Below are 21,386 nucleotides of genomic sequence, written 5' to 3'. Positions count from 1 at the left end.
AAGATGATCACGCCCGCGGGAAAAATTTGCGGTAGTTCTCTTGCAGATTTTCCGTGGTAACGTGGGTATATATTTGTGTGGTTGAAAGACTGCTGTGACCCAGTAACTCTTGTACGGCCCGCAAATCAGCACCATTACTCATTAAATGAGTAGCGAACGTATGTCGCAGCTCATGAGGATGGATCGTTGTTTGTAAAGAGCTTTTCTTAACTATCTGATTCAAAACGTAGGTAATACCAGCAGCCGTGATCGGATCACCATAATGGTTAATAAATACAAAATCATGCTCTTTTTGGTATTTTTCCATTACCGGTGTGCGGACTTTTGCAAAGTATTTTTTTAAAGCATTTTCGCAATATTGACCAAAGGGCACATAGCGGTCTTTCCCGCCCTTACCATGTAAAAGCATTGCTCGGTTATCAAAATCAACGACTTGCACCGTTAAACTTGTACACTCGGAAACACGCATTCCTGTTGCATACAATGTTTCTAACAAAGCATTATTCCTCATATCCTTGTTAGAATTACCTGTTGTAGCCTCAAACAAGGCATTCATTTCTTTTTCATAGAAAAAGTGTGGTAAAGCCCGCGAATGACGTTTTAGCTGAACATAGATAAACGGATTACTATTCACATAATCATTTTTCAGTAAAAAACGATAAAATGACCGTAGTCCCGAGATCATTCGTGAAACACTATTTTCTTTATATTCTTGCTCATAAAGATAACTCATATAAACATGAACATCGTTTTCCGTGATCGCTGCAAAAGATGATCCTCCGCCGTTTTCTGTTAAAAAATTGCAAAAATCAGCGATGTCATCTGTATACGCTTTAACGGTTTTTGCGGAATATTGACGTTCATATTTCAGATAATCCTGATATTCTATGATCCACTTACGTTCCATCGTGCCACCTTCAAATCAATGTTTAATTGTATTTTCCTATAATGGTCAAAAATAGTCAAGAATTCTGGAGACTTATTCGACATTTCTTAATTTTTTCACAAGGTATCTTGTAGACAGATCATTTTCACTAAAAAAAGACCCAATTAACATCGGACTTATCTTGATGAGTGAAGTCATTGGGATCTTTTTGTTAGTTACTTTTGTAGTTCTTCTTCATAGTCGCCATTTGGACATTTGACTTGCGCACCTTTTTTCGATTTTTTATAAACCAAGAAATGGTCGCATTTTGGACATTTTCGTCCAACTGGTTGGTCCCAAGAAATGAAGTCACAATCGGGGTAACGTGAACAACCATAGAAAATTCGGTTTTTCTTAGATTTTCTTTCAACCACATCACCCTTACCACACTTCGGACAAGTTACACCAATTTTCTTGACAATGGCTTTAGTATTCCGACAGTCAGGAAAACGGCTGCAAGCATAAAATTTACCATAACGTCCCATTTTGATCAGCATTGGTGCGCCACAGACGTCGCAGTTAAACCCAGCAGGTTCATCTTTGATCTTAACTTTTTCAAGTTTCTGCTCAGCACTGGCGACTTCCTTGGCGAACGGACGGTAAAATTGATCGATCACTTGGACCCATTCTTGTTTACCTTCTTCGATTTGATCCAATTCATCTTCCAAATCTGCGGTAAATGATACGTCCAAAATGTCTGGAAAACAATCCGTGATCATGGAATTGACGATCTCACCTAATTCGGTTGGTTCAAACTTACGTGCTGTGAGTTTAACATAGTACCTTTTTTGAATCGTGCTTAAAGTTGGTGCATAAGTTGAAGGACGACCGACACCGTTTTCTTCTAGGGTTTTGATCAAAGTTGCTTCGGAATAACGGGCCGGTGGCAAAGTAAAATGCTGACTCGGGTCATTTTTTACTAAAGTGACTTCGTCGCCTTCATTTAGTTCAGGTAAAATATTGTCTTTCCGTTTGGATTCGGAATAAACCTTAGTGTATCCAGGAAATTTCATCTTCGAACCATTTGCCCTGAAAGTCACGCCATTTTGAACTAAGTCAGCACGGACGGTATCAACTATTGCAGGTGTCATCTGACTGGCAACAAAACGTGACCAGATCAATGAATATAACTTCATTTGATCCTTAGATAAATATTTTTCCAGAGAGTCCGGTGTTCGCATTACCGAGGAAGGCCGGATAGCTTCATGGGCATCTTGAGCATTTTCAGAAAGCTTACCGGCTCGCGGCTTGGAAGCTGCATATTCACCGCCGTACGTTTCAGTGATAAATTTTGCTGCTTCATGCTTAGCTACCGTAGAGATCCGGGTTGAATCGGTCCGCATATAAGTGATCAAACCGACCGAACCACCGCGGCCAATGTTGATCCCTTCATATAATTGTTGGGCGATCATCATTGTTCTTTGCGTTCTGAATTTTAATGTGTTGTTTGCCGTTTGTTGCATCGTCGAGGTTGTAAACGGCAATGCAGGGAATCGTTTACGTTCTTTTTTGACAACTGCAGCTACTTTAAATGGGTCATCTTTGGAGATTTTTTTCAGGACTTTTTGAACTGCATCATTATTATTTAAAGCTGTTTTTTTACCAGCAAGTCCATAAAAGCTGGCATCAAATTTACTTCGTCCTTTTTGAAATTGCGAGTCGATGTTCCAATACTCTTCTGGAACAAATTCTTTGATTTCTTTTTCTCTTTGAATGATCAAGTTTAACGCAATCGACTGTACTCGACCCGCAGAGAGCCCTTTTTTGACCTTCGACCATAATAACGGAGAAATCGAATATCCAACCAAGCGGTCTAAGATCCGGCGAGCCTGTTGTGCGTCAACAAGAGACATATCGATCGCCCGGGGATTCTTAAATGCATTTTTTACTGCATCTTTGGTGATCTCGTTAAAGACAACACGATTTTTGTCTTTAGGATCTAATCCTAGCAAGTAGGAAAGATGCCAAGCAATTGCTTCTCCTTCACGGTCGGGATCGGCCGCAAGATAAACGTGCGCGGCTTTTTTAGCCTCCTTGCGCAGTTCCTTAATCACATCGCCTTTGCCGCGGATCGAAATATAATGAGGTTCATAATCATTTTCAACATCGATACCCATCTTACTTTTTGGCAAATCACGGATATGTCCTAAACTTGCCATAACTTTATAGCGTGATCCCAAATATTTTTCGATTGTTTTGGCTTTTGACGGAGATTCAACGATCACTAAATTTTTTTTTGTTTTCCTAGTGCTTCTTTTCTTTTTTGTCTTAGTTTTTGGCTGTGTGGAGGTTGGCAAAACGTCCCACTCCTTTGTTTGAATTGTATTTTAATTATAACTATTGCATGTTTAAATTGAGTAATCAAAATCGATAACAATGTTATGCCTTTCAAGTTTGGTTTGTCAAGGAGTTTAAAAAATCTTCAAGAATATCAGTACTATTTAAGACCGGTTTAGCCCCTGCCTGGATCAATTCATTGGTTCCGACTGATAAGTTGCTGTTGATCGGACCTGGGACTGCTAAAATGTTTCTATTTTCTTGTAAAGCAATATTAGCTGTGATCAAGCTGCCGCTATGATGTTTAGCTTCCACTACCAATAGACTTTGACATAAACCGGCAATGATACGGTTACGAAGTGGAAAATGGTATGGCAATGGTTTTTGCCCCAATTCATATTCGGTTAAGACAAGACCTCGGCGTGCCATTAAGGTTTGTAATTCGTAGTTTTTCCTTGGATAAACTTGATCCAGGCCAGTCCCGAGCACAGCGATCGTATCCGAATTGGCATTTAAAACAAGTCGGTGGGCCAAACTGTCGACCCCGCGAGCAGCTCCGCTAACGACCGTGATCTGGTGTGTGCAAATATCAGGTATTAGCTTTTTTAACACGACTGTTGCATACTTCGTCATATTTCTAGCACCAACGATTGCCAGAATAGGTCTTTTAAGCAGTTCTAATCTCCCTTGATAAAACAAAATATTAGGTGGTTCAAATGTTTCTTTTAGTTGCGCTGGATACTCAGGATCAAGAATTGTAAGTATCCCGCCATGGTGCTGATTGATGATCATTTTCTGCGTAGTAGCTTGAGAGTGAAAATCAGTTAAAAATTGCTGTAGATCAATTTTAAGACCAGAAAGCAACTCAGCAAGTTCAATGAGCTGTGGTTGTCGTTTATTTTTTTGCATAAAAGAATAAATTTTATTTTCACCCTTGACTCCGATCCCTGAACACAAATGGATCCGTAATAAAAAAGATCGATCATCCATAAAAACGCCGCCTTTGCTTTTTTATGTAAATACGCAAAAGGCGACGATTTTATTTAATTAATTTTGACTTTATTGGTTCAAAAGTTTGGCGGTGAATGGGTGTGATACCATATTTTTTGAGTCCAGCTAAGTGTTGTTTGGTCCCATAACCGGCATTTTTTTCAAAACCGTAGCCTGGATAGAGTTGCGCATACTCCGTCATCAACTGGTCACGGGTGACTTTGGCAACTATGCTGGCCGCTGCGATGGAAGCTGAGCGTGCATCACCTTTGATCAATTTGCGCTGGGGAATTTTTGTATGCAAGACCATGGCATCGATCAAGAGCTGGTCAGGTTGAGGGTCTAACTGTAAAACTGCTTGTTCCATCGCAAATCTTGCTGCTTCATAAATATTGATCTCATCGATTTTTTGATTATCAGCGACCCCGATCCCAATACTAAGCGCTTGTTCTTTGATCAGCGGAGCTAACTGTGCTCTTTTTTTAATGCTTAATTGTTTAGAATCATTAACTTCGTATAGTGCAAAATCATGCGGTAAGATCACTGCTGCTGCGACAACAGGTCCTGCTAATGGTCCTCTTCCAACTTCATCGATCCCTGCGACTAAATTGTTGCCATTTTGCCAAGCTTCTTTTTCTAAAAGCAGTCTTTTTTCAAAGGAAGCTTTTTTTTTAGCTTGCTTGGCCTGTTTATTTTCCAAGCTTTTCAATAGTTGCCTAACACCTTGCCGTTCGTCATTACGCAACTCATCCATTATTTCAGGTGTTAACGTTTCTGGGTGATTTTCAGATTTTTTTAAAAAAGTTTTGATTTGTACAATGTTCTTTTTCTTATTGTTTTCATTACTCATTAGGGTCCGCTTTCTTTGAATCAGATGCAATAGTTTGTGGTACCGTATCTAAAGTATATCGACCTAGTTTTTGATTACGAATATCTTGAATCAGTCGTTGCGCGCCTCGCTCATAATCACCGCGGAAACCAGCTTTTTTGGTAATGGCCAGCAACGTATCCACATCCGAGGCAGACATTTCATTTTCTGTCAGACTATAACGTTTTTGTAAATATGGGGCTCCATTTTCCTTAAAAAATTCTATCGCATATAAAGCAATATCGTCGTCATGAAATAATTGATCCTTGATCGCACCGGTCAGTGCCAACTTTTGACCTACCAGGGGATCCTCAAATTTAGGCCATAAGATACCTGGTGTATCAAGTAACTGTAAGTTTTTACCGGCTTTGAGCCACTGTTGTTTTTTCGTGACCCCCGGTTTATCACCAACGGAAGCTACATTCTTTTTCACCATATGGTTTAAGAGAGTTGACTTGCCGACATTTGGGATACCAATGCACATCACACTGATCTTTTTTGACTGGATCCCTTTCTCCGCACGTTTAGCTAATTTGTCGGCTAGAACAGTATTGATTTTCTTTTCAATAACTTTCAGAGATCCGTTAGTACTGTTGACGGCTACAGCGGGTTGACCAGATGTTCCATAATAATTTAACCATTTTTTTGTTTGCTTTGGGTCAGCAAGATCCATTTTTGTTAAAACAATAATGGCTGGGTTATTTTCCAAAATACTTTTTAATTCAGGATTTCGCGATGATTCTGGTAAACGTGCATCTACCAATTCTAACACGATGTCGACGGTTTTGAGATTTTCTTTTGCCTGTCGTAAGGCTTTTGCCATATGACCCGGATACCATTGAATGATTGCCATACTTTTCCTCCTTTTTTATCCCGCCTATTGAAACCGATATGTTAATAATAGAGATAAAAACTTTCATCTTGTTATTATACACGGGACTATCTATTTAACCAAATTCGTGAGGAACTATTATGCACAACGTTTAACTTGAAATTTTGTCAAAAAAACAAGTAATAACTCTCAAAAACGAAGAGTATTACTTGTTAATTATCATTTATTGCGCCGCTTTGATCGCTGCATCATAAGCATGATCTGAATGAACGACTAATTGAGCAATTGCTTCTTGAATGCTATTAATTGTTTGCTTATCAGCAGTACCGCTCGGATCTAGATGATGTTCTCTTTGGAATTTTTGTACAGTTGCCTTTGTTTCTGTACTATAATACCCGTCTGTCCGGCCCGGATCATAATCTAGAGCCGTTAAGAAGTTTTGTAGACGAGCAACTTCTTTGGAAACGTCATTTTCTTTATAAGTTTTATTTGTGCTGATCATCGCTTGATAAGCGACCTTAGGATAATCAGCCTTGATTGTCGGCTGCAATCCTTTTTCATGGATCCAAGAGCCATTTGGTGTCAACCACTTGGCAATCGTTAATTTAAGTTCAGTTTTATCTTTGAATGGCATCACATTTTGTACAGTACCCTTACCAAACGATTTAGTTCCGATAAGTTTATCCCCAGCGGATTGGTTCAAAGCTGCGGAGAAGATCTCAGCTGCACTGGCCGAACCACCGTTGATCATCACTACTGTTTTTTCATGAACCTTGAAACCATCGTCATATTTTTTACCTGCTTTATAAACTTCAGGCCTGCTACCGCGTTGCTTGACTTGCATGATCGTTTGCCCATTTTTCAAGAACATGGATGACATTTTAAGAGCCTGGTCCATCAAACCTCCTGGATTATCCCGCATGTCGATCACGAATGATTTTGCGCCTTTTTTTCTGAGTTGTTTGATCGTTTGTTTCATTTCTTTTGCAGTATTATTGGAGAAAGTTGTTACCTGGATATAACCAACCTTTTTATCTTTACCAGCAAGTTTTCCATTAACTGTTTTAACAGGAATAGTATCTCGTTTAAATGATTTTTCAAAAACCGAATCTCCCCGTTTGATCTGGAGCTTGACAGAAGTCCCTTTTTTGCCGCGAATCAGGGAGACTGCCTTATTCAAGGAGTATCCATTCAATGACTTACCATCTATTTTTAAGATAATATCCTTGGCCTTTAAGCCTCCCTTTTGAGCTGGCGTCCCAGAAATCGGGGACACGATCTGGATTTGATCGCCAGATTTACGAACTTCTGCACCGATTCCAGTGAAACTAGAAGAAATAGTTTCATTTAATGACTGTGTTTCAGATTTTGTCATGTATTCTGAAAATTGGTCTCCTAAAACGTTGACCATGCCAGTTATTGCACCATTCTCAAGCTTTTTTCTGCTGATACCTTTGTAATAGTAGCTGTCGAGTGCTTTATAGACAGCATTGATTTTTCCCATAGATTCGCTAGTTTGTTCAGCAGCCTGTAAACGTGAATTCATAAATGCAAAAACCCCGCCACCACCGAGTAAAAGTGCTGCGATTCCTGTGATAATGAGTGTAGTTAGGCTAAAAGATTTCTTTTTATTTGAAGATTTTTTGAACTGCTTATTTTTTTCATCCAAAAATCGGGCCTTCTTTCATATATTCTATTGTATTTTTTCTAAATACTGCTGCCAAGCGTCATCAAAGATTGTCATGGAAGGCAAATAATTACCGTTCATTTCCAAATACTGTGAAAGTTTTTGATAGTTTGTTTGCTGTTTTGGAAATGATTGATCATAAAATGCATTATTGGCAAATTGAACGACCTCATCATAGTCATCGGGATCCCGTAAAGTCATTAAAAATTGGTAAAATGTCATTTCATTGTCCATTATTTTTCCTCCTCTCCGAGTGGAATCAATACTCTAAACCGAATATCATCATTTTTAAGATCCAAGGACTGCCCCTTGACCCGAATACCTTGTTTAGTTTTTACACGGTTTAAGTTCAAAGTGATCTCGGATTTTTTAGGAGAGATTTGAACTGCGCGTCCAGTTTTAAAATGATTCTTCACATAAGTTAAAATAAATTGTTTAGGAGCGTTTAACGAACCAATTGCAACTGATTTTATTTTCAACAAAATATTGCCATCCTTATTAAGAGTTGGAACAGCATATAGCGTGAATGAGACCTTTTCGCCCAAAACCTTGGTAGTTCCGATCAAAATGGCTGACTGATTTAAAATAAACTTATATTTAATATTATTACTATTTTTTTGCTGATGGTTTAAGTAATAATTAAGTACACTGCCTAACTGTTTTTTGTCCATTTTGACATGAATGGAAGTCATCTGATTCGTGGCGGGTTGGACTTTGGCTTCCTGCTGCACTTTTGTACTTGGTGTATATACTTCAACCGCTACAAATGCGACGCTGGCAATGATCATTGCTAATAGAACGGTAAAAGCGATTTTCCATGGGTTTCTGTGTTTTTTATTTGCAACACTACGTTTCTTTTGGGTACTTTTTTTCATTATTGTGTCTCCTTAAACCAAGTTTCTTTATGTTTAAGCATAGTTTTGTACAGCTTTTTAGTCATCAATTGATATCCATCATCATTAGGGTGGAAATGATCTTCTGCGGACAAATAATCATTTTTTTCTTTCGGATCTGATAATAGTTTTTCCAAATTTTTATCATCTGCTTGACTAAGATCGGCATTAGTTGATTTTTTTAAGTTTACTTTTGACTTGCCATAATATTGTCCTTCAGACAATTGCCGCTCGACATCGACAAAATAAGTCGAGTCTAATTGTTTGACTTGTTCAGCCGCTACCTTATTCCATTGTGAGGTATATTTTTGTAAAGCGGTTATTCCTGGAAAATAGACATAAAAAGGGTCATAAACAGAAAATAGGAAAATCGGCGCCTTGCTGTTCGTCGCACGAATATCTTTTAACAAAGCCGTCATGTTCAAACGATAACTGTCCTTTGCTCTTTGCATGCTGTCATTAAAATGGTTGGAAGATATGGTTTGAAAATTATTTTGCAAGACATGCATCAGATCATTTCCACCCGCTGTGACCGTGATCACATCTGCTTTTTTCAGCTGCTGTTTGATTTCAGCTTGAGAATCTTGTCTTTGCTTGATTTGAGTAGTTGTATCTCCGGTTTTGCCAAAATTAAAATCAGTTACACTTTTAGCATCATTTTTAAGTAATTTTTGTTTGAGCAGATAAACATAGCCTCCCCGTTCTTGGGTATCGCCGACACCATAGGTCAATGAATCGCCCAAACCAACTACAGTTAAATCAGTTAGTTTTGTTTCTTTGTGCTTTTTAGCTTCTGTGTGAGCAGTTTGTTCTGGCTGCGATGACTGATCCAGATGTGGACGAGCCAGAAAATAAAAAATTCCAAAGAAAATACAGCTAAGAGCCAACAAAGTTATTAAAAATTTGCTGATCTCAGTTATTTTTTTCATTTATCCCACCCTTATTCAAATAGATCCACGTGCATTTATCATAGCATGATAATTTTAAATTTTATATTCTCTAAACACTATTTTGCAGAATTTATAATTAACTTATTGTTTAACATTAATTGCAAGCTGTTATGAGGAGTTTAATGTTCCAAAAACAAAAAACACCTTTCACCACTTTGAAGAAAGTGAAATAGTGTTTATTAACAGCTTAAACTATTTTTAAACCGCAACTGGAGCTTTGATAGCGGGCCATGATTCATAATTGGTGACCTTAATGTCTGCCATCGTAAAATCTTCAATATGTTTCTTTTCTGGATTTAGCCACAATTGCGGTGCGTCTTTTGGTTCTCGCTGGAGCTGCTCTTTGACTTGTTCCAAATGATTGACATAAATATGAGCATCACCTAAAGTATGAACGAACTCACCAACTTCTAGGCCGGTTTCTCGTGCGATCAGGCTTGTCAGTAAGGCATAACTGGCAATATTAAATGGAACTCCTAGGAAAACATCACCACTTCTTTGATACAATTGACAACTTAATTTACCATTAGATACGTAAAATTGAAAAAGAGTATGGCAAGGTGGTAAAGCGGCTGAGGGCACATCTTCAGGATTCCAGGCGGTTACGATCATCCGGCGTGAGTTAGGGTTATTTTTGATAGTTTCGATCACGTTTTGGATCTGATCGATCGTTTCATGAGAACGAGTCTGCCAGCGTCGCCATTGGGCACCATAGACGTCTCCTAAATCACCATATTTTTTTGCGAAATTATCATCATCAATAATTTTTTGACAGAAAAGTTTCTTTTGTTCCTGATATTCTTGATTAAATTTAGGATCTCGTTGTGCACGTAATCCGAAATCCGCCATGTCAGGGCCATTATATTCAGGACTGTTGACCCATTTCTCAAAGGCCCATTCATCCCAAATATGATTTTTATGTTTTAATAAAAATTGGATATTAGTGTCGCCATTTAAAAACCACAACAATTCGCTTTTGATCAAGCCAAAGGGGACCTTCTTCGTTGTTAATAATGGGAATCCTTGGCTAAGGTCAAAGCGCATTTGATAGCCAAATAAACTCTTTGTCCCCGTCCCGGTCCGATCTCCCTTATAGTGACCATGATCTAAAATATCTCTGATCAATTGTAAATATGGTTCCTCTAACTTAGTCATAACTTTCCTCCAATATTTATTTAGCAGTCTGTAACAAAGTTAATCGACATATTGTCCAAGCTCTTCCCAGCGTGCCATTTTTTCTTCCGATTCTTTTTCTAAGGTCGTCAGTTGTTGCTGTAAATCACCTAACTGCAAATAGTCATCTCCGCTGATCGTCGCCATCTGTTCTTTAACATCTTTTGTCTTTTGTTCGATTTGATCGATTTCTTGTTCCAAATTATCAAACTCGATTTGTTCGGCGTAAGTTAATTTAGTTTTGACTTTAGGTTTTTGAACTGCTGCTTCCGATTTATGAGATGCAGGCAACACTTTCTTAGATGTTACTCTAGTACTTTGTTTTTCTTGTTTCAAGTAATCCGTAAACTGCCCGCTATAATGCTCAATCTTGGCATCACCATCGAAAATCAGCAAACGATCTGCGACTTTATCCAAAAAATAACGGTCATGTGAAACAGTGACGACAGTTCCAGCAAATGTCTCTAAATAATTTTCAAGAATTGTCAAGGTCCCCACATCTAAATCGTTGGTCGGTTCGTCCAAGAATAAAACATTAGGCTGCATCATCAGTAGTTTCAGCAAGTATAGCCGCCGTTTTTCTCCCCCAGATAATTTTCTGATCAATGTTCCATGCATAAAACGTGGGAAAAGAAATTGTTCTAGCAACTGGGTCGTACTGATCCGTTCACCTTCAGTATTAACTACATTTTGGGCTACTTCATTCAAGTAGTTAATAACACGTTTGTCTTCAGGGATCGTCTCAGTCTGTTGCCGATAATAAGCAGCTTTGACAGTTTCACCGATTATTAGTTCCCCAGAGTCAAGCGAAAGCTGTCCAGCTAGAATATTTAGAAAACTCGACTTGCCTGCACCATTTTTTCCGGTAATACCGATGCGATCTCCAGCATTGATCATCGTGCTGAAGTCTTGAATTATTTGATGTTCTCCCAATTTAAGTGAAGCTTCTTTTAATTCAATAACCTTTTTTCCTAAACGTTGCTGTCCTAAATTGATATCGATGTTTTGGTCGACTTGAACTTTGTTGCTCACTTTGTCCGCTAATTTTTCAAAACGGTTGATCCTAGCTTGCTGTTTAGTTGAACGAGCTTTAGCACCAGTTTTCATCCATGCTAATTCTTTTTTGTATAATTGCTGGTCTTTATGCTCTTTTTGCAGTGCTTTTTCTTGTCTTTCAGCCTTTTGTCGGACAGAATCTTCATAGTTGCCTTGATAAGTGTAAAGTTTACCAAAAGACAACTCATAGATTTGATTGGCGACGTGATCTAGAAAATATCGATCATGTGTCACTATCAAAAGAGCACCCTGATAGTTTTTAAGATAATCTTCCAGCCAATCAATAGAATCAAAATCCAGATGGTTTGTTGGTTCGTCTAAAATCAATAAATCAGGGCTTTGAATTAAAATTTGGGCTAAACCGACCCGTTTTTTTTGGCCTCCTGACAGATTTGCGATTTTTTGGTCTAGTTCATCCAAATGCAGCTGAGTCAAAATAGTTTTAACATCATTTTCTGCAGTCCACGCATCTGCCTCGTTCATGCGTTCTTCAGCTTGTGAGAAACGGGTCACTGCATCTTTACGTTCAGGATGCTGTTCAAGCTCACGCAAAGCTTCTTCATAAGCACGAATGATTTTAAAAACTGCAGCGCTCCCCTGAAATACAGCTTCCATAACTGTTTCATCAGCAGCCAATTCAGGATCTTGCCGTAGATAGCCGATCTCATAATCGTTAGCATGAATCAACTCTCCTGAATCCGCCGGATCAGCTCCGCTAATTGCATTAAGCAAAGTTGTTTTACCTGAACCATTTGTACCGATCAAACCAATTCGATCGTGCTCGTTAATAATGAAGTTCAAGTCTTCAAATAAAGTTTTTTCACCATACGTTTTTGTTAAATGTTCTACCCGTAGTGTTTGCAAAATTTTCACTCTTTCATGCAAATGTCATTAAATATCTCTTTTTATAAAATCCTACATTACTGTTTTTGTATAATGCAATAAAGCCTCTTTTTTGTTAGGCAATTTTCCATTTAAAACAAGCTGTTCTATGGAATTAATAGTTTTTCCAATTTGAGGGCCAGGCTTAAATTCCAAGTTTTTTATCAAGTCTGTCCCGGTTAATTGAAGTTCTTTTTTACTTTTAATTGGCAAAGAATTGTACCAGTCGGATAATGTTGCTTCAGGCAATGCATTATTTTCGTACTTTGCTACCTGATTTGCAACTAACAACAATGGCAACCCTGTTTGGTAGAGGACCTGTGGATTTAGAACTGGAAAATGATTCAAGGCTTTTTGCGCTTTAACAACATCAGCGATTATTTCATTGGAACTTTTCCATTCCCGTAACATTTGTCCAGTTTCTTCAGGTTTTAGTCCAAAGAAATGGCCGATCAAAACCCACACCGCAATTTCGGAGTGCAAATTCAAGTTGGAAAGTTGGGCAATCTTTTTTAAACCTTCTTCGTGTTCCTTAAAAGACAGACAGTATTGAAACATTTGAGTCTTAAGAAATTCATTTAACCCTTTTTGTGGATCTTTGCCGAGCATTAATTTGATCCATTCCACATGGATCCGTTCGACTGCTATTTTCGTTAACAACGGTGCGTTTTCTTTGATTGCTAAACGTGTCTGGTTATCTAAAGTAAAGCCTAACTGGCTTACGAAACGAACGGCACGCATCATCCGTAAAGCATCTTCATGGAATCTGGCAGCCGGTTGACCAACTGCCTTAATAGTTTTTGCTTTGAGATCATTTAAGCCGCCAAAAAGATCAATAATATTGCCTTGTGGATCCATGGCAAGCGCATTGATCGTTAAATCGCGCCTTTTTAGATCCTCTTTTAAAGAACGCACAAAGGTTACACTGTCGGGACGCCTAAAATCTTGATATCCGCTTTCGGTTCGAAAAGTAGTGACTTCATACCCCTGTCCGTGGTCCAAGATCATGACTGTCCCATGCTTGATACCTGTATCGACTGTTCTTTTGAAAATATTTTTAACTTCAGCGGGGTACGCACTTGTGGCGATATCAACATCATTGATACTTGTTTCTAATAGGGTGTCACGGACACTCCCACCGACGAAATATGCTTCATAACCATGTTTTTGTAATTGCTCCAATATGGGGCGTGCATCGATAAAATTTTGAGGTAAATTAATTACTTTCATAGGACGTTTTCCAAACCTACTCTCAAGCCTGATATTGTCTGGATCTTTTCAATTGCAAGCGCGACCCCAGTCATGAAAGATGCTCGATCAAATGAATCTTGTCGGATCGTTAAAGCTTCTCCTGGACCGCCGAATAATACTTGTTCATGAGCCACATATCCAGGCAGACGCACAGCATGCAGCCTAATACCATCATATTCGCCACCACGAACACCTTTGAGAATTTCCTTTTCATTAGGTGCTCCTTGATGATGTGACTGCCGTACTTCCGATATTTTCTTGGCTGTATTGAGCGCCGTACCTGAGGGAGCATCTACTTTTTGATCATGATGCATTTCGATAATTTCAACATCTGGTAAATATTTAGCTGCTTGTTGGGCGAATTCCATTAATAATACGGCTGAAATGCCAAAATTCGGCACTATCAAGCCCGAAATATCACTTGCTTGAGCAATTCCCTGTAATTTGGTAATTTGGTCATCAGATAGTCCTGTCGTACCGATCAAAGGATGAATCTTTTTAACTAAAGCCGCTTTGGCATTTTCGTAAACAACTGCAGGTGAAGTAAAGTCTACCCAAATATCTGCGCATCTATCTGGGATCGCAGTAAGTTGAGAATAAACTGGAACTTCGATACCGCCTGTGACTAATGAACTATCCGCTGAATGTGGATCATAAACACCGACTAATTCAAAATCCTTATGTTCTAAAATCATTGTTACTGTTTGCTGGCCCATTTTTCCTTTATATCCAGCAACTAAGATTCTAATCACTGACACCATCCCCTTGCAAAGTCTTGTTCCCATTTTAGCAAAGATATCATTAATTTGGTACCCTAGGTTAAGGAGCAAAAATTCTAGCCGTATTAAAAAGAAATGTATTAAAAAATGTCGGGAAGCAGGCTGATCATTGTTTATTTTTGCTTATTTTGTTAAAGTAAAAGTAACTGATTACTTTAACCTTTAAAGGAGAATAAAAATGAGTTTTCCATACGAAAAACGTTTTAAACGCTATCTGCAAAATGATAAATTGGTTGTTAAAACAACTGAAAACGATGTTTGTCATGATGTTAACGATCTGTTCATATATTTGCGTAATTTTAATGAAAATTATCGCAGGTCTGGTGATTTATCTCTTTTAGAAGAGTCTGATGTTATTGAATACATGATAATGTTGCAAACGAAAAGAAAAATCAAAAATACAACATACAATAAAGTATTGACCCATTTAAACACTTACTTTAAATTTTTATTTAAAAATAAGTTATCGTCCTCCTTACCGACAGTCACCTTACAAGGCCTTAAACGATCGCCAAAGCAAATAGAAGATGTTTATGGGTGGCAAGTTGAGCTTCCTGGCTATTTAAGCTCGCATACTATTTCCAATTATACGAAAATGGTTTTACTTTTATTGGCCCATTTTTATACGATTTCAGAAATAGTATCTCCTGATTTTTATCATGTCTTACAACGTGAGGATTGGCAAAAGTACGAAAAAGATTTTATTGTTCAATTCCAAAACGAGGAATCTGACAAACAGCAAATGCAAAACTGCCATGATTTATTTCTAAAAACACGTCTTGACTTATCTGCGCCCCGTTTATCTCTGGCAGGACTACATAAAGTATTGAAAAAAGACCAGCCCCACTGCTCATTACCGCTAGTTCCTCGTCGATTACGACAGGCTGCGATTGCAGCTTACCTGAACGAACATCAAAATCTGACTGACGGTCAATTGTGCGGGAGCTTGCACCTTGATTTAGCATCTTTAAATTATTATCGGACTATGTCTCGACAACATATTTTATAATCGAAAACGGCTGTTGGTTCAGTGAAAAAGACCAACAGCCATTTTTGGCTAACTTATTCTTCCCCGATTTAAAATTGAAGTGCAACACTTGATAACTAGACCAATTAGACTAGCTTAAAAGGCCATGAAGGCCTATTCTTATTATTAACGACAAAATCAACAGATAAGGATAGGTGTCTTCATGACCCAAACTAAGAATATCATGCCTAAGCATTACCAACAACTCCAATCTTTTGAACGCGGTCAAATTGAGTCCCTGACTCGATTAGGATTTGGCGTTCGTCAGATCGCCAGCCGGCTTCACCGGAGTCCCAGCACCATTTCTCGCGAATTAAAACGCGGGTTAACCACCCAGATTGATTCCCAGAAACATCGGTCATATCAGGGCTACTTTGCCGAGCGCGGGGCGGCTTACTATCGAGAACAGCGGGCCAAGTGTCACCCCAAAGGTTTACTGCAGCGGGCTGCCGTGTTCTTCAAGTCCCTGCCGAAAGCTTTAAAAGCTAAGCCACGAGTTTTCAGTGTCGATACGTATGTCCACTATTTCAAAGCTCATTACCCGGGCTTTCCCTGCCCATCAACGGCTACGGTCTATCGGTATATCGAGGCTGGCAAGCTCCCGGAGCTTCACAACTATGATTTACCCATGAAGCTACGTCGCCGCGTTAAACGCCCGAATCACCGACATGCCCGCCTGAATAAAAAACGGCTTGGACAGTCCATTGAAGACCGGCCCGCAGTGGTTCGGAAACGTCAGGAGTTGGGCCATTGGGAAGGCGACTTAGTGAAAGCCAAACGGGTTGAGTCCGAACCAGCTTTAATGACGTTAACCGAGCGAGTTAGCCGGATGGAAATTATCGTTAAATTGCCTGATTACCGGGCAGAGACTTGCCGGCAAGCCCTCCAAGATACGATTGATGATTACGGTGCAGAAAACTTTCGGACGATCACGTTTGACAACGGCTCGGAATTCGCTAGTTTAAATCAGGTTCAAGGAACGGAAATCTACTTTGCCCATCCATATTCTCCCTGGGAACGGGGCACTAATGAGAATGTGAATGGTCAATTAAGAGAGTTCTTCCCAAAGGGGCATTCCTTTAAAAACCTCTCATTAGTGGATCTGCAGTTGGTTCAAGACACGCTGAATCACCGTCCCCGCCGCTGTTTAAGCTATAGTTGTCCAGCGGATGTTATGCCACAACTGGTTTAACTTTCTAGACCAATTATAAGAATAGGCCATTAGTGTTGCACTTAACTTGACAATTGAGGCTAACTTATTCTTGAATTTCATCCCAAAATTGGTTCATATCTGGGTCGTTTGGATAAAGTGTTAAATATGCTTTCGCACAGTTGATGGCTTGTTGTCTATGACCGGCATTTCGGAAAAATACTGCTGCATCAGACAAAAAATCCGGGGCAGTATTGAGTTCAGCATAAGCTACTTCATAGTCATTGATGGCATCCGAATAATTATCTAAAGCAGCAAAAGAACGTCCTTGATTCCATAGCAATCTAGCATCGGACTGATCTTGCTTTTGATAAGTTTGAATCAAATCTAAGTTTTCTTGATGACGCCCTAAGCGCACTAACAAATTACTCAAATCGATGACAAGCGTTAGGTTATCAGGATCTTGGTCTAAGGCCGTACGGAGATAATTCTCTGCATCTTCATCTTGGCCCAACTTTTGAGCCACTCGGCTGGCATCTTGGTAAAGAGCGATATTATACTGATCGACACTTAAACCATCCTGTAATGTGATCAAAGCATCTCCAAACTGCCCCTTATTTTCATAGATCTTTGCAATATAAGGATAAATAGTGGCATAATCCGGATCAGTTTCTTTTAGCTTATTAAAGTTGCGTAAAGCATCGTCTTCATGGTGTAATTGATACTGAGTCACAGCTAATTGGAAGCGTGTATCAGGATCAAGATCTTTTTCATGAATTTGTTCTAAATAGCCTAACGCTTGTTCAAATTTACCTATTTCTGCGTAAGAAACTCCCAATCTGCCAACAATATTGACTTTAGAATAAGATTGAATCCCCTGTTTGATCAAACTCAAATAATAATTTGCTGCTTTACGGTATTCTTTGATACTAAAATACAGTTCAGCAAGAGCAAATTGGATAACCTCTTCATCAGGGGCTATTTGAGAAGCAGTTAATAGTTTTTGCTCGCTAACTTCAAAAAGCCCCTGTGTTTGGTAAAGATCTGCTTCCACCAACAAGGCTTCCAAGTATGCTGGCGACGTTGCTTTGATCTCACTTAAATAATTTAATGCTTGATCATCTTGTCCTTCGCTAATAGCAATGTCTGCCAAAGCTGGTCGCAATTCATCTTCGTTTGGATACCTTTCTAAAAGAAGGTGATATGTTCTTTTAGACATTGAGCTAAAGCCAAGTGAATATAATTCCTCTGCTAAACTAAAGAGGGTATCGTCATCATCTTTGCGCAGTGCCCAAGCAAACTTTTTCTTTGCTTCCTCTATCTGACCCAGCTCTAAATTAGCAAGCGTTTCTTCAGAATAACTCATTTCATTGCTCCTTTGTTTTGGTGATTTATCATCAGTATAATAGCATATTTTTTATTAAACGGAGGTTAAAAACATTTACTCTAATTAAAAAGGACCAGGATAAGAAAATTCTTACCTGATCCGTTCAATGCAGTTGTCCTTATTTAACAACATCCTTCAGAGCTTTGCCTGGCTTAAATGCAGGGACTTTGCTTGCAGGAATTTGAATTTCTGCACCTGTTTGTGGGTTCCGGCCTTTACGAGCAGCGCGTTCGCGTACTTCGAAGTTACCAAAACCAATAAGTTGAACTTTTTCGCCGTCCTTCAAGAAGTCTTGAATTGAACCGAAAACAGCGTCAACTGCAACAGTTGCGTCCTTCTTTGTCAAACCTGTTTTTTCTGCAACAGTTTCGATCAATTGTGCTTTGTTTGCCATGTGTTTCACCTCCTGAACTAGATCTCAGATATAAAAGATTTTTATATCTATTCTAAGTAATTGGCTATTCACCAAAAACATGAAACAATGACTAACAAAATCATTGCTCAAATAATAAGATAGCACATAAAGCCTAATATAACAAGGTTTTTAGTTTTATTTTGCATTTTTTTTGGCAAAAAGAGACATATATTAAAATATTCTAATGAAAAGCCTTACTTTGCCTATTTTCTACGTCTTTCGATTATTCTGATGGGAGTTCCAGTAAAATCAAAAGCATCTCGAATTTGATTTTCTAAAAAGCGCTCATATGAGAAGTGCATTAATTCTGGATCATTGACAAACAGCACAAAGGTTGGTGGTTGTACCGCAACCTGTGTACCATAATAAACCCGTAGCCGTTTGCCATTTTCTGTTGGCGTTGGATTATGAGCCATTGCATCCATCAAGACATCATTTAAGACAGAAGATGAAACTCTTTGCTTATGATTGTTATAAACTCGTTGAACCAGCTGTGGTAAAGTATTTAGTCGTTGATGTGTCTTTGCAGAAACAAAAACCAGCGGTGCATAACTCAAATATTGAAATTCCGCTCTTACCGCCGCTTCAAATTGCTGCATGGAATGATTACCTTTTTTCAAAGTGTCCCATTTATTAACGACAATAATAACGCCACGTCCAGCTTCGTGCGCGTAGCCGGCCACATGCTTATCTTGTTCACGGATGCCTTCTTCAGCGTTTAAAACAACACAAACTACATCACTTCTATCAATAGCACGCATAGCGCGCAAGACTGAATACTTTTCAGTGTTTTCGTAAACTTTGCCGCGTTTACGGATTCCTGCTGTATCGATCATCGTATATTCTGTCCCATTTTCAGTTGAAAACTTAGTATCAATGGCATCACGAGTCGTTCCCTCAATTCCAGATACAATGACTCTATTTTCACCTAAAATAGAATTAACTAATGATGATTTACCAACATTAGGGCGCCCAATAAAACTGAATTTAATGGTCGAATCTTCATCATTTTCAGTTTTAGCCGGAAACGATGCACAGATCTTATCCAATAGGTCACCAGTCCCGATACCATGTGTCCCAGAAACAGGGATCGGATCCCCTAGTCCCAATGAATAAAAGTCATAGATCTGTGACCTTGCTTCGGGATTGTCAACCTTATTTACAGCTAAAATTACAGGCTTGTCCGATTGATAGAGGATCTGAGCAACCTCTTCATCTGCATCGGTAACACCTTCTTGTACGCTAACGATTGCAACTATAACATCAGCTTCGTCGATAGCGATTTTTGCTTGTTCTGTGATCTGTGTTATCAAAGGTTCATTGCTGATTTCGATACCACCGGTATCAATAATATCAAAGTTTTGGCCGAGCCATTCACTATGGGCATAAATTCGGTCCCTAGTGACGCCGGGAGTGTCCTCAACTATCGAAATACGTTCTCCGGCTATACGATTAAAAATAGTTGACTTACCTACGTTAGGGCGACCAACAAAAGCAACCACTGGATTAGCCATGATCATCCACCTCTTTCTTAAATTATTTTTTTCAAAACTAACAATTAAAAAACCAGTCCAAGAACAAAATACGAGGACTGGTTTCGATTATCGATTTAGATTTGATTTATTTCTTTAAATCGTCACCAATAATATCTCCTAATGTGAATCCTGTTTCTTCATCAGGAAAATTGTTGGAATCATTCTTTTGTGGGTGATGCTTTTCTTCTTTAGGTTCAGCAACCGGCTTATCTTGCAAAGCTTTGATAGACAATGCCAAACGATGATTTTCACCATCAACACTCAGAACTTTAGCCTTAACAGTTTCACCAGAAGTCAAAACTTCATTTGGTGTAGCAATATGCTTGTGTGAAATTTGTGAAATGTGAACTAAACCTTCAACACCAGGAAATACTTCAACAAATGCACCGAAGCTTGTTAAACGCTTAACTGTACCTTCAATGATGTCGCCTTCAGCAACTTTTTCATTGATATTATCCCATGGCTGTGGCAATGTCTGCTTGATAGACAATGAGATCCGATCTCTGTCTGAATCGACAGAAAGAACTTTAACTTTGACATCCTGGCCAACTTTAAGCACATCAGATGGTTTACCAACACGTTCGTAAGAAATTTCCGAAACATGAACCAAACCATCAACACCACCTAAGTCAACGAAAGCACCGAAGTTTGTCAAACGAGCAACTTTACCTTCAACAACGTCACCAGCAGCTAATTTACTCATGATTTCTTGACGTTTTGCTTCACGTTGTGCACGTGCAATTTCTTTATGAGAAAGAATCAAACGATTTTCGCTAGGTTCAATTTCAACGATCTTAAGCTCAAGTTCTTGTCCCTTAAATTGACTTAAATCTTCCACGAAGTGATCAGACACCATGGATGCCGGAATAAAGCCACGAACACCTGCATCAACAACTAAGCCACCTTTAACAACTTGTGTGACAGGAGCAGTGATATTTTCACCAGATTCAAATTTTTGTTCAATTTCATCCCAAACCTTACGTGCTTCAAGTCTACGTTGGGACAACAAGAAACTGCCGCCTTCTTTATCAGAGCCAATTTTTGAGATTACGACCAAGTCAAGGTTGTCACCAACTTTAACTTTATCTTCGATTTCTTCTTCTTTGATACTCAATTCACGCGCAGGCACAACACCTTCAACACCTGTGCCCTCAATACCGACAATAACTTGTTTTGAATCGTCTAATGCCAAAACTTCACCTTTAACGACACCACCGATCTTAACAGGCTTTACACTGTTTAAAGCTTCTAATAAATCCTTGTTTTCTGATTCACTCATGGACTAAGTCCTCCTTAACGACTAACTCTA

The 21,386-nt window shown here is 38.9% G+C and carries 19 protein-coding genes; 2 read left to right on the top strand and 17 right to left on the bottom strand.

Translation table 11 applies throughout. From position 1 onward, the window contains the following. Window positions 1-7: 7 nt before the first annotated feature. From xerC to dapB, 13 genes are all read right to left on the bottom strand, one after another. Entirely contained in the window at window positions 8-907 is a 900-nt protein-coding gene (gene xerC / locus BQ5903_RS06185; RefSeq protein WP_010494157.1) for a tyrosine recombinase XerC, read from the bottom strand. Between the two features lie 194 nt (window positions 908-1,101). After that, window positions 1,102-3,222 (bottom strand): type I DNA topoisomerase, encoded by a 2,121-nt coding sequence (gene topA / locus BQ5903_RS06180; RefSeq protein WP_079579151.1) that lies wholly within the window; start codon window positions 3,220-3,222, stop codon window positions 1,102-1,104. A 91-nt stretch (window positions 3,223-3,313) separates the two neighbouring features. Further along, window positions 3,314-4,192, bottom strand: coding sequence for a DNA-processing protein DprA (dprA, locus tag BQ5903_RS06175; protein WP_056971577.1), 879 nt, complete (start codon window positions 4,190-4,192; stop codon window positions 3,314-3,316). Window positions 4,193-4,241: 49 nt separating this feature from the next. Next, complete coding sequence (locus BQ5903_RS06170; protein WP_079579149.1) at window positions 4,242-5,042, bottom strand: ribonuclease HII; 801 nt, start codon at window positions 5,040-5,042, stop codon at window positions 4,242-4,244. Continuing rightward, window positions 5,035-5,913, bottom strand: a complete 879-nt coding sequence (gene ylqF, locus BQ5903_RS06165; protein ID WP_079579147.1) for a ribosome biogenesis GTPase YlqF — start codon at window positions 5,911-5,913, stop codon at window positions 5,035-5,037. The genes BQ5903_RS06170 and ylqF overlap by 8 nt, the downstream gene beginning before the upstream one ends. Before the next feature lie 202 nt (window positions 5,914-6,115). After that, window positions 6,116-7,561 (bottom strand): S41 family peptidase, encoded by a 1,446-nt coding sequence (locus BQ5903_RS06160; RefSeq protein ID WP_056971579.1) that lies wholly within the window; start codon window positions 7,559-7,561, stop codon window positions 6,116-6,118. Between the two features lie 24 nt (window positions 7,562-7,585). Next, the gene (locus BQ5903_RS06155) at window positions 7,586-7,813 is read right to left on the bottom strand and encodes a YozE family protein (RefSeq protein ID WP_056972156.1); all 228 of its coding nucleotides are present in this window, start codon (window positions 7,811-7,813) and stop codon (window positions 7,586-7,588) included. Then, on the bottom strand, window positions 7,813-8,454 hold the full coding sequence (locus BQ5903_RS06150; protein ID WP_010494127.1) for a YpmS family protein: 642 nt from the start codon (window positions 8,452-8,454) through the stop codon (window positions 7,813-7,815). Before BQ5903_RS06150 ends, BQ5903_RS06155 begins: the two co-directional genes overlap by 1 nt. Next, window positions 8,454-9,401 carry an SGNH/GDSL hydrolase family protein gene (locus BQ5903_RS06145; protein WP_079579145.1) on the bottom strand — a complete coding sequence of 316 codons (948 nt, stop codon included), beginning with the start codon at window positions 9,399-9,401 and terminating at the stop codon, window positions 8,454-8,456. Before BQ5903_RS06145 ends, BQ5903_RS06150 begins: the two co-directional genes overlap by 1 nt. Window positions 9,402-9,620: 219 nt before the next feature. Next, window positions 9,621-10,577, bottom strand: a complete 957-nt coding sequence (locus BQ5903_RS06140; protein ID WP_010494123.1) for a thymidylate synthase — start codon at window positions 10,575-10,577, stop codon at window positions 9,621-9,623. A gap of 39 nt (window positions 10,578-10,616) precedes the next feature. Further along, window positions 10,617-12,515, bottom strand: a complete 1,899-nt coding sequence (locus BQ5903_RS06135) for an ABC-F family ATP-binding cassette domain-containing protein (protein ID WP_079579143.1) — start codon at window positions 12,513-12,515, stop codon at window positions 10,617-10,619. Window positions 12,516-12,566: 51 nt separating this feature from the next. Beyond that, a complete protein-coding gene (locus tag BQ5903_RS06130) occupies window positions 12,567-13,763 on the bottom strand; it encodes a CCA tRNA nucleotidyltransferase (protein WP_056972153.1) in 1,197 nt (398 codons plus the stop codon). Next, entirely contained in the window at window positions 13,760-14,536 is a 777-nt protein-coding gene (dapB, locus tag BQ5903_RS06125; protein WP_010494108.1) for a 4-hydroxy-tetrahydrodipicolinate reductase, read from the bottom strand. The genes BQ5903_RS06130 and dapB overlap by 4 nt, the downstream gene beginning before the upstream one ends. 205 nt (window positions 14,537-14,741) lie before the next feature. Here dapB and BQ5903_RS06120 point away from each other — a divergent pair, with 205 nt between their 5' ends. Together BQ5903_RS06120 and BQ5903_RS06115 are read left to right on the top strand one after the other, a co-directional pair. After that, entirely contained in the window at window positions 14,742-15,572 is an 831-nt protein-coding gene (locus BQ5903_RS06120) for a hypothetical protein (RefSeq protein WP_056972582.1), read from the top strand. Between the two features lie 181 nt (window positions 15,573-15,753). Then, window positions 15,754-16,782 (top strand): IS30 family transposase, encoded by a 1,029-nt coding sequence (locus tag BQ5903_RS06115; RefSeq protein WP_056962141.1) that lies wholly within the window; start codon window positions 15,754-15,756, stop codon window positions 16,780-16,782. A 64-nt stretch (window positions 16,783-16,846) separates the two neighbouring features. On the opposite strand, the gene BQ5903_RS06110 is transcribed toward BQ5903_RS06115, so the two are convergent. The 4 genes from BQ5903_RS06110 to rpsA form a co-directional block, all read right to left on the bottom strand. After that, a complete protein-coding gene (locus BQ5903_RS06110; protein WP_079579141.1) occupies window positions 16,847-18,106 on the bottom strand; it encodes a tetratricopeptide repeat protein in 1,260 nt (419 codons plus the stop codon). A 139-nt stretch (window positions 18,107-18,245) separates the two neighbouring features. Further along, entirely contained in the window at window positions 18,246-18,521 is a 276-nt protein-coding gene (locus BQ5903_RS06105) for an HU family DNA-binding protein (RefSeq protein ID WP_017868147.1), read from the bottom strand. 224 nt (window positions 18,522-18,745) lie between these two features. Then, a complete protein-coding gene (der, locus tag BQ5903_RS06100; RefSeq protein ID WP_029604835.1) occupies window positions 18,746-20,056 on the bottom strand; it encodes a ribosome biogenesis GTPase Der in 1,311 nt (436 codons plus the stop codon). A 106-nt stretch (window positions 20,057-20,162) separates the two neighbouring features. Further along, window positions 20,163-21,356, bottom strand: a complete 1,194-nt coding sequence (gene rpsA, locus BQ5903_RS06095; RefSeq protein ID WP_010494090.1) for a 30S ribosomal protein S1 — start codon at window positions 21,354-21,356, stop codon at window positions 20,163-20,165. Window positions 21,357-21,386: the final 30 nt, after the last annotated feature.

The sequence above is a fragment of the Ligilactobacillus acidipiscis genome, assembly GCF_900116935.1.
Taxonomy (GTDB): Bacteria; Bacillota; Bacilli; order Lactobacillales; family Lactobacillaceae; genus Ligilactobacillus; species Ligilactobacillus acidipiscis.
The sequence above is the reverse complement of the archived record's forward strand: the minus strand, read 5'-3'. Positions and strand labels throughout refer to the sequence as shown.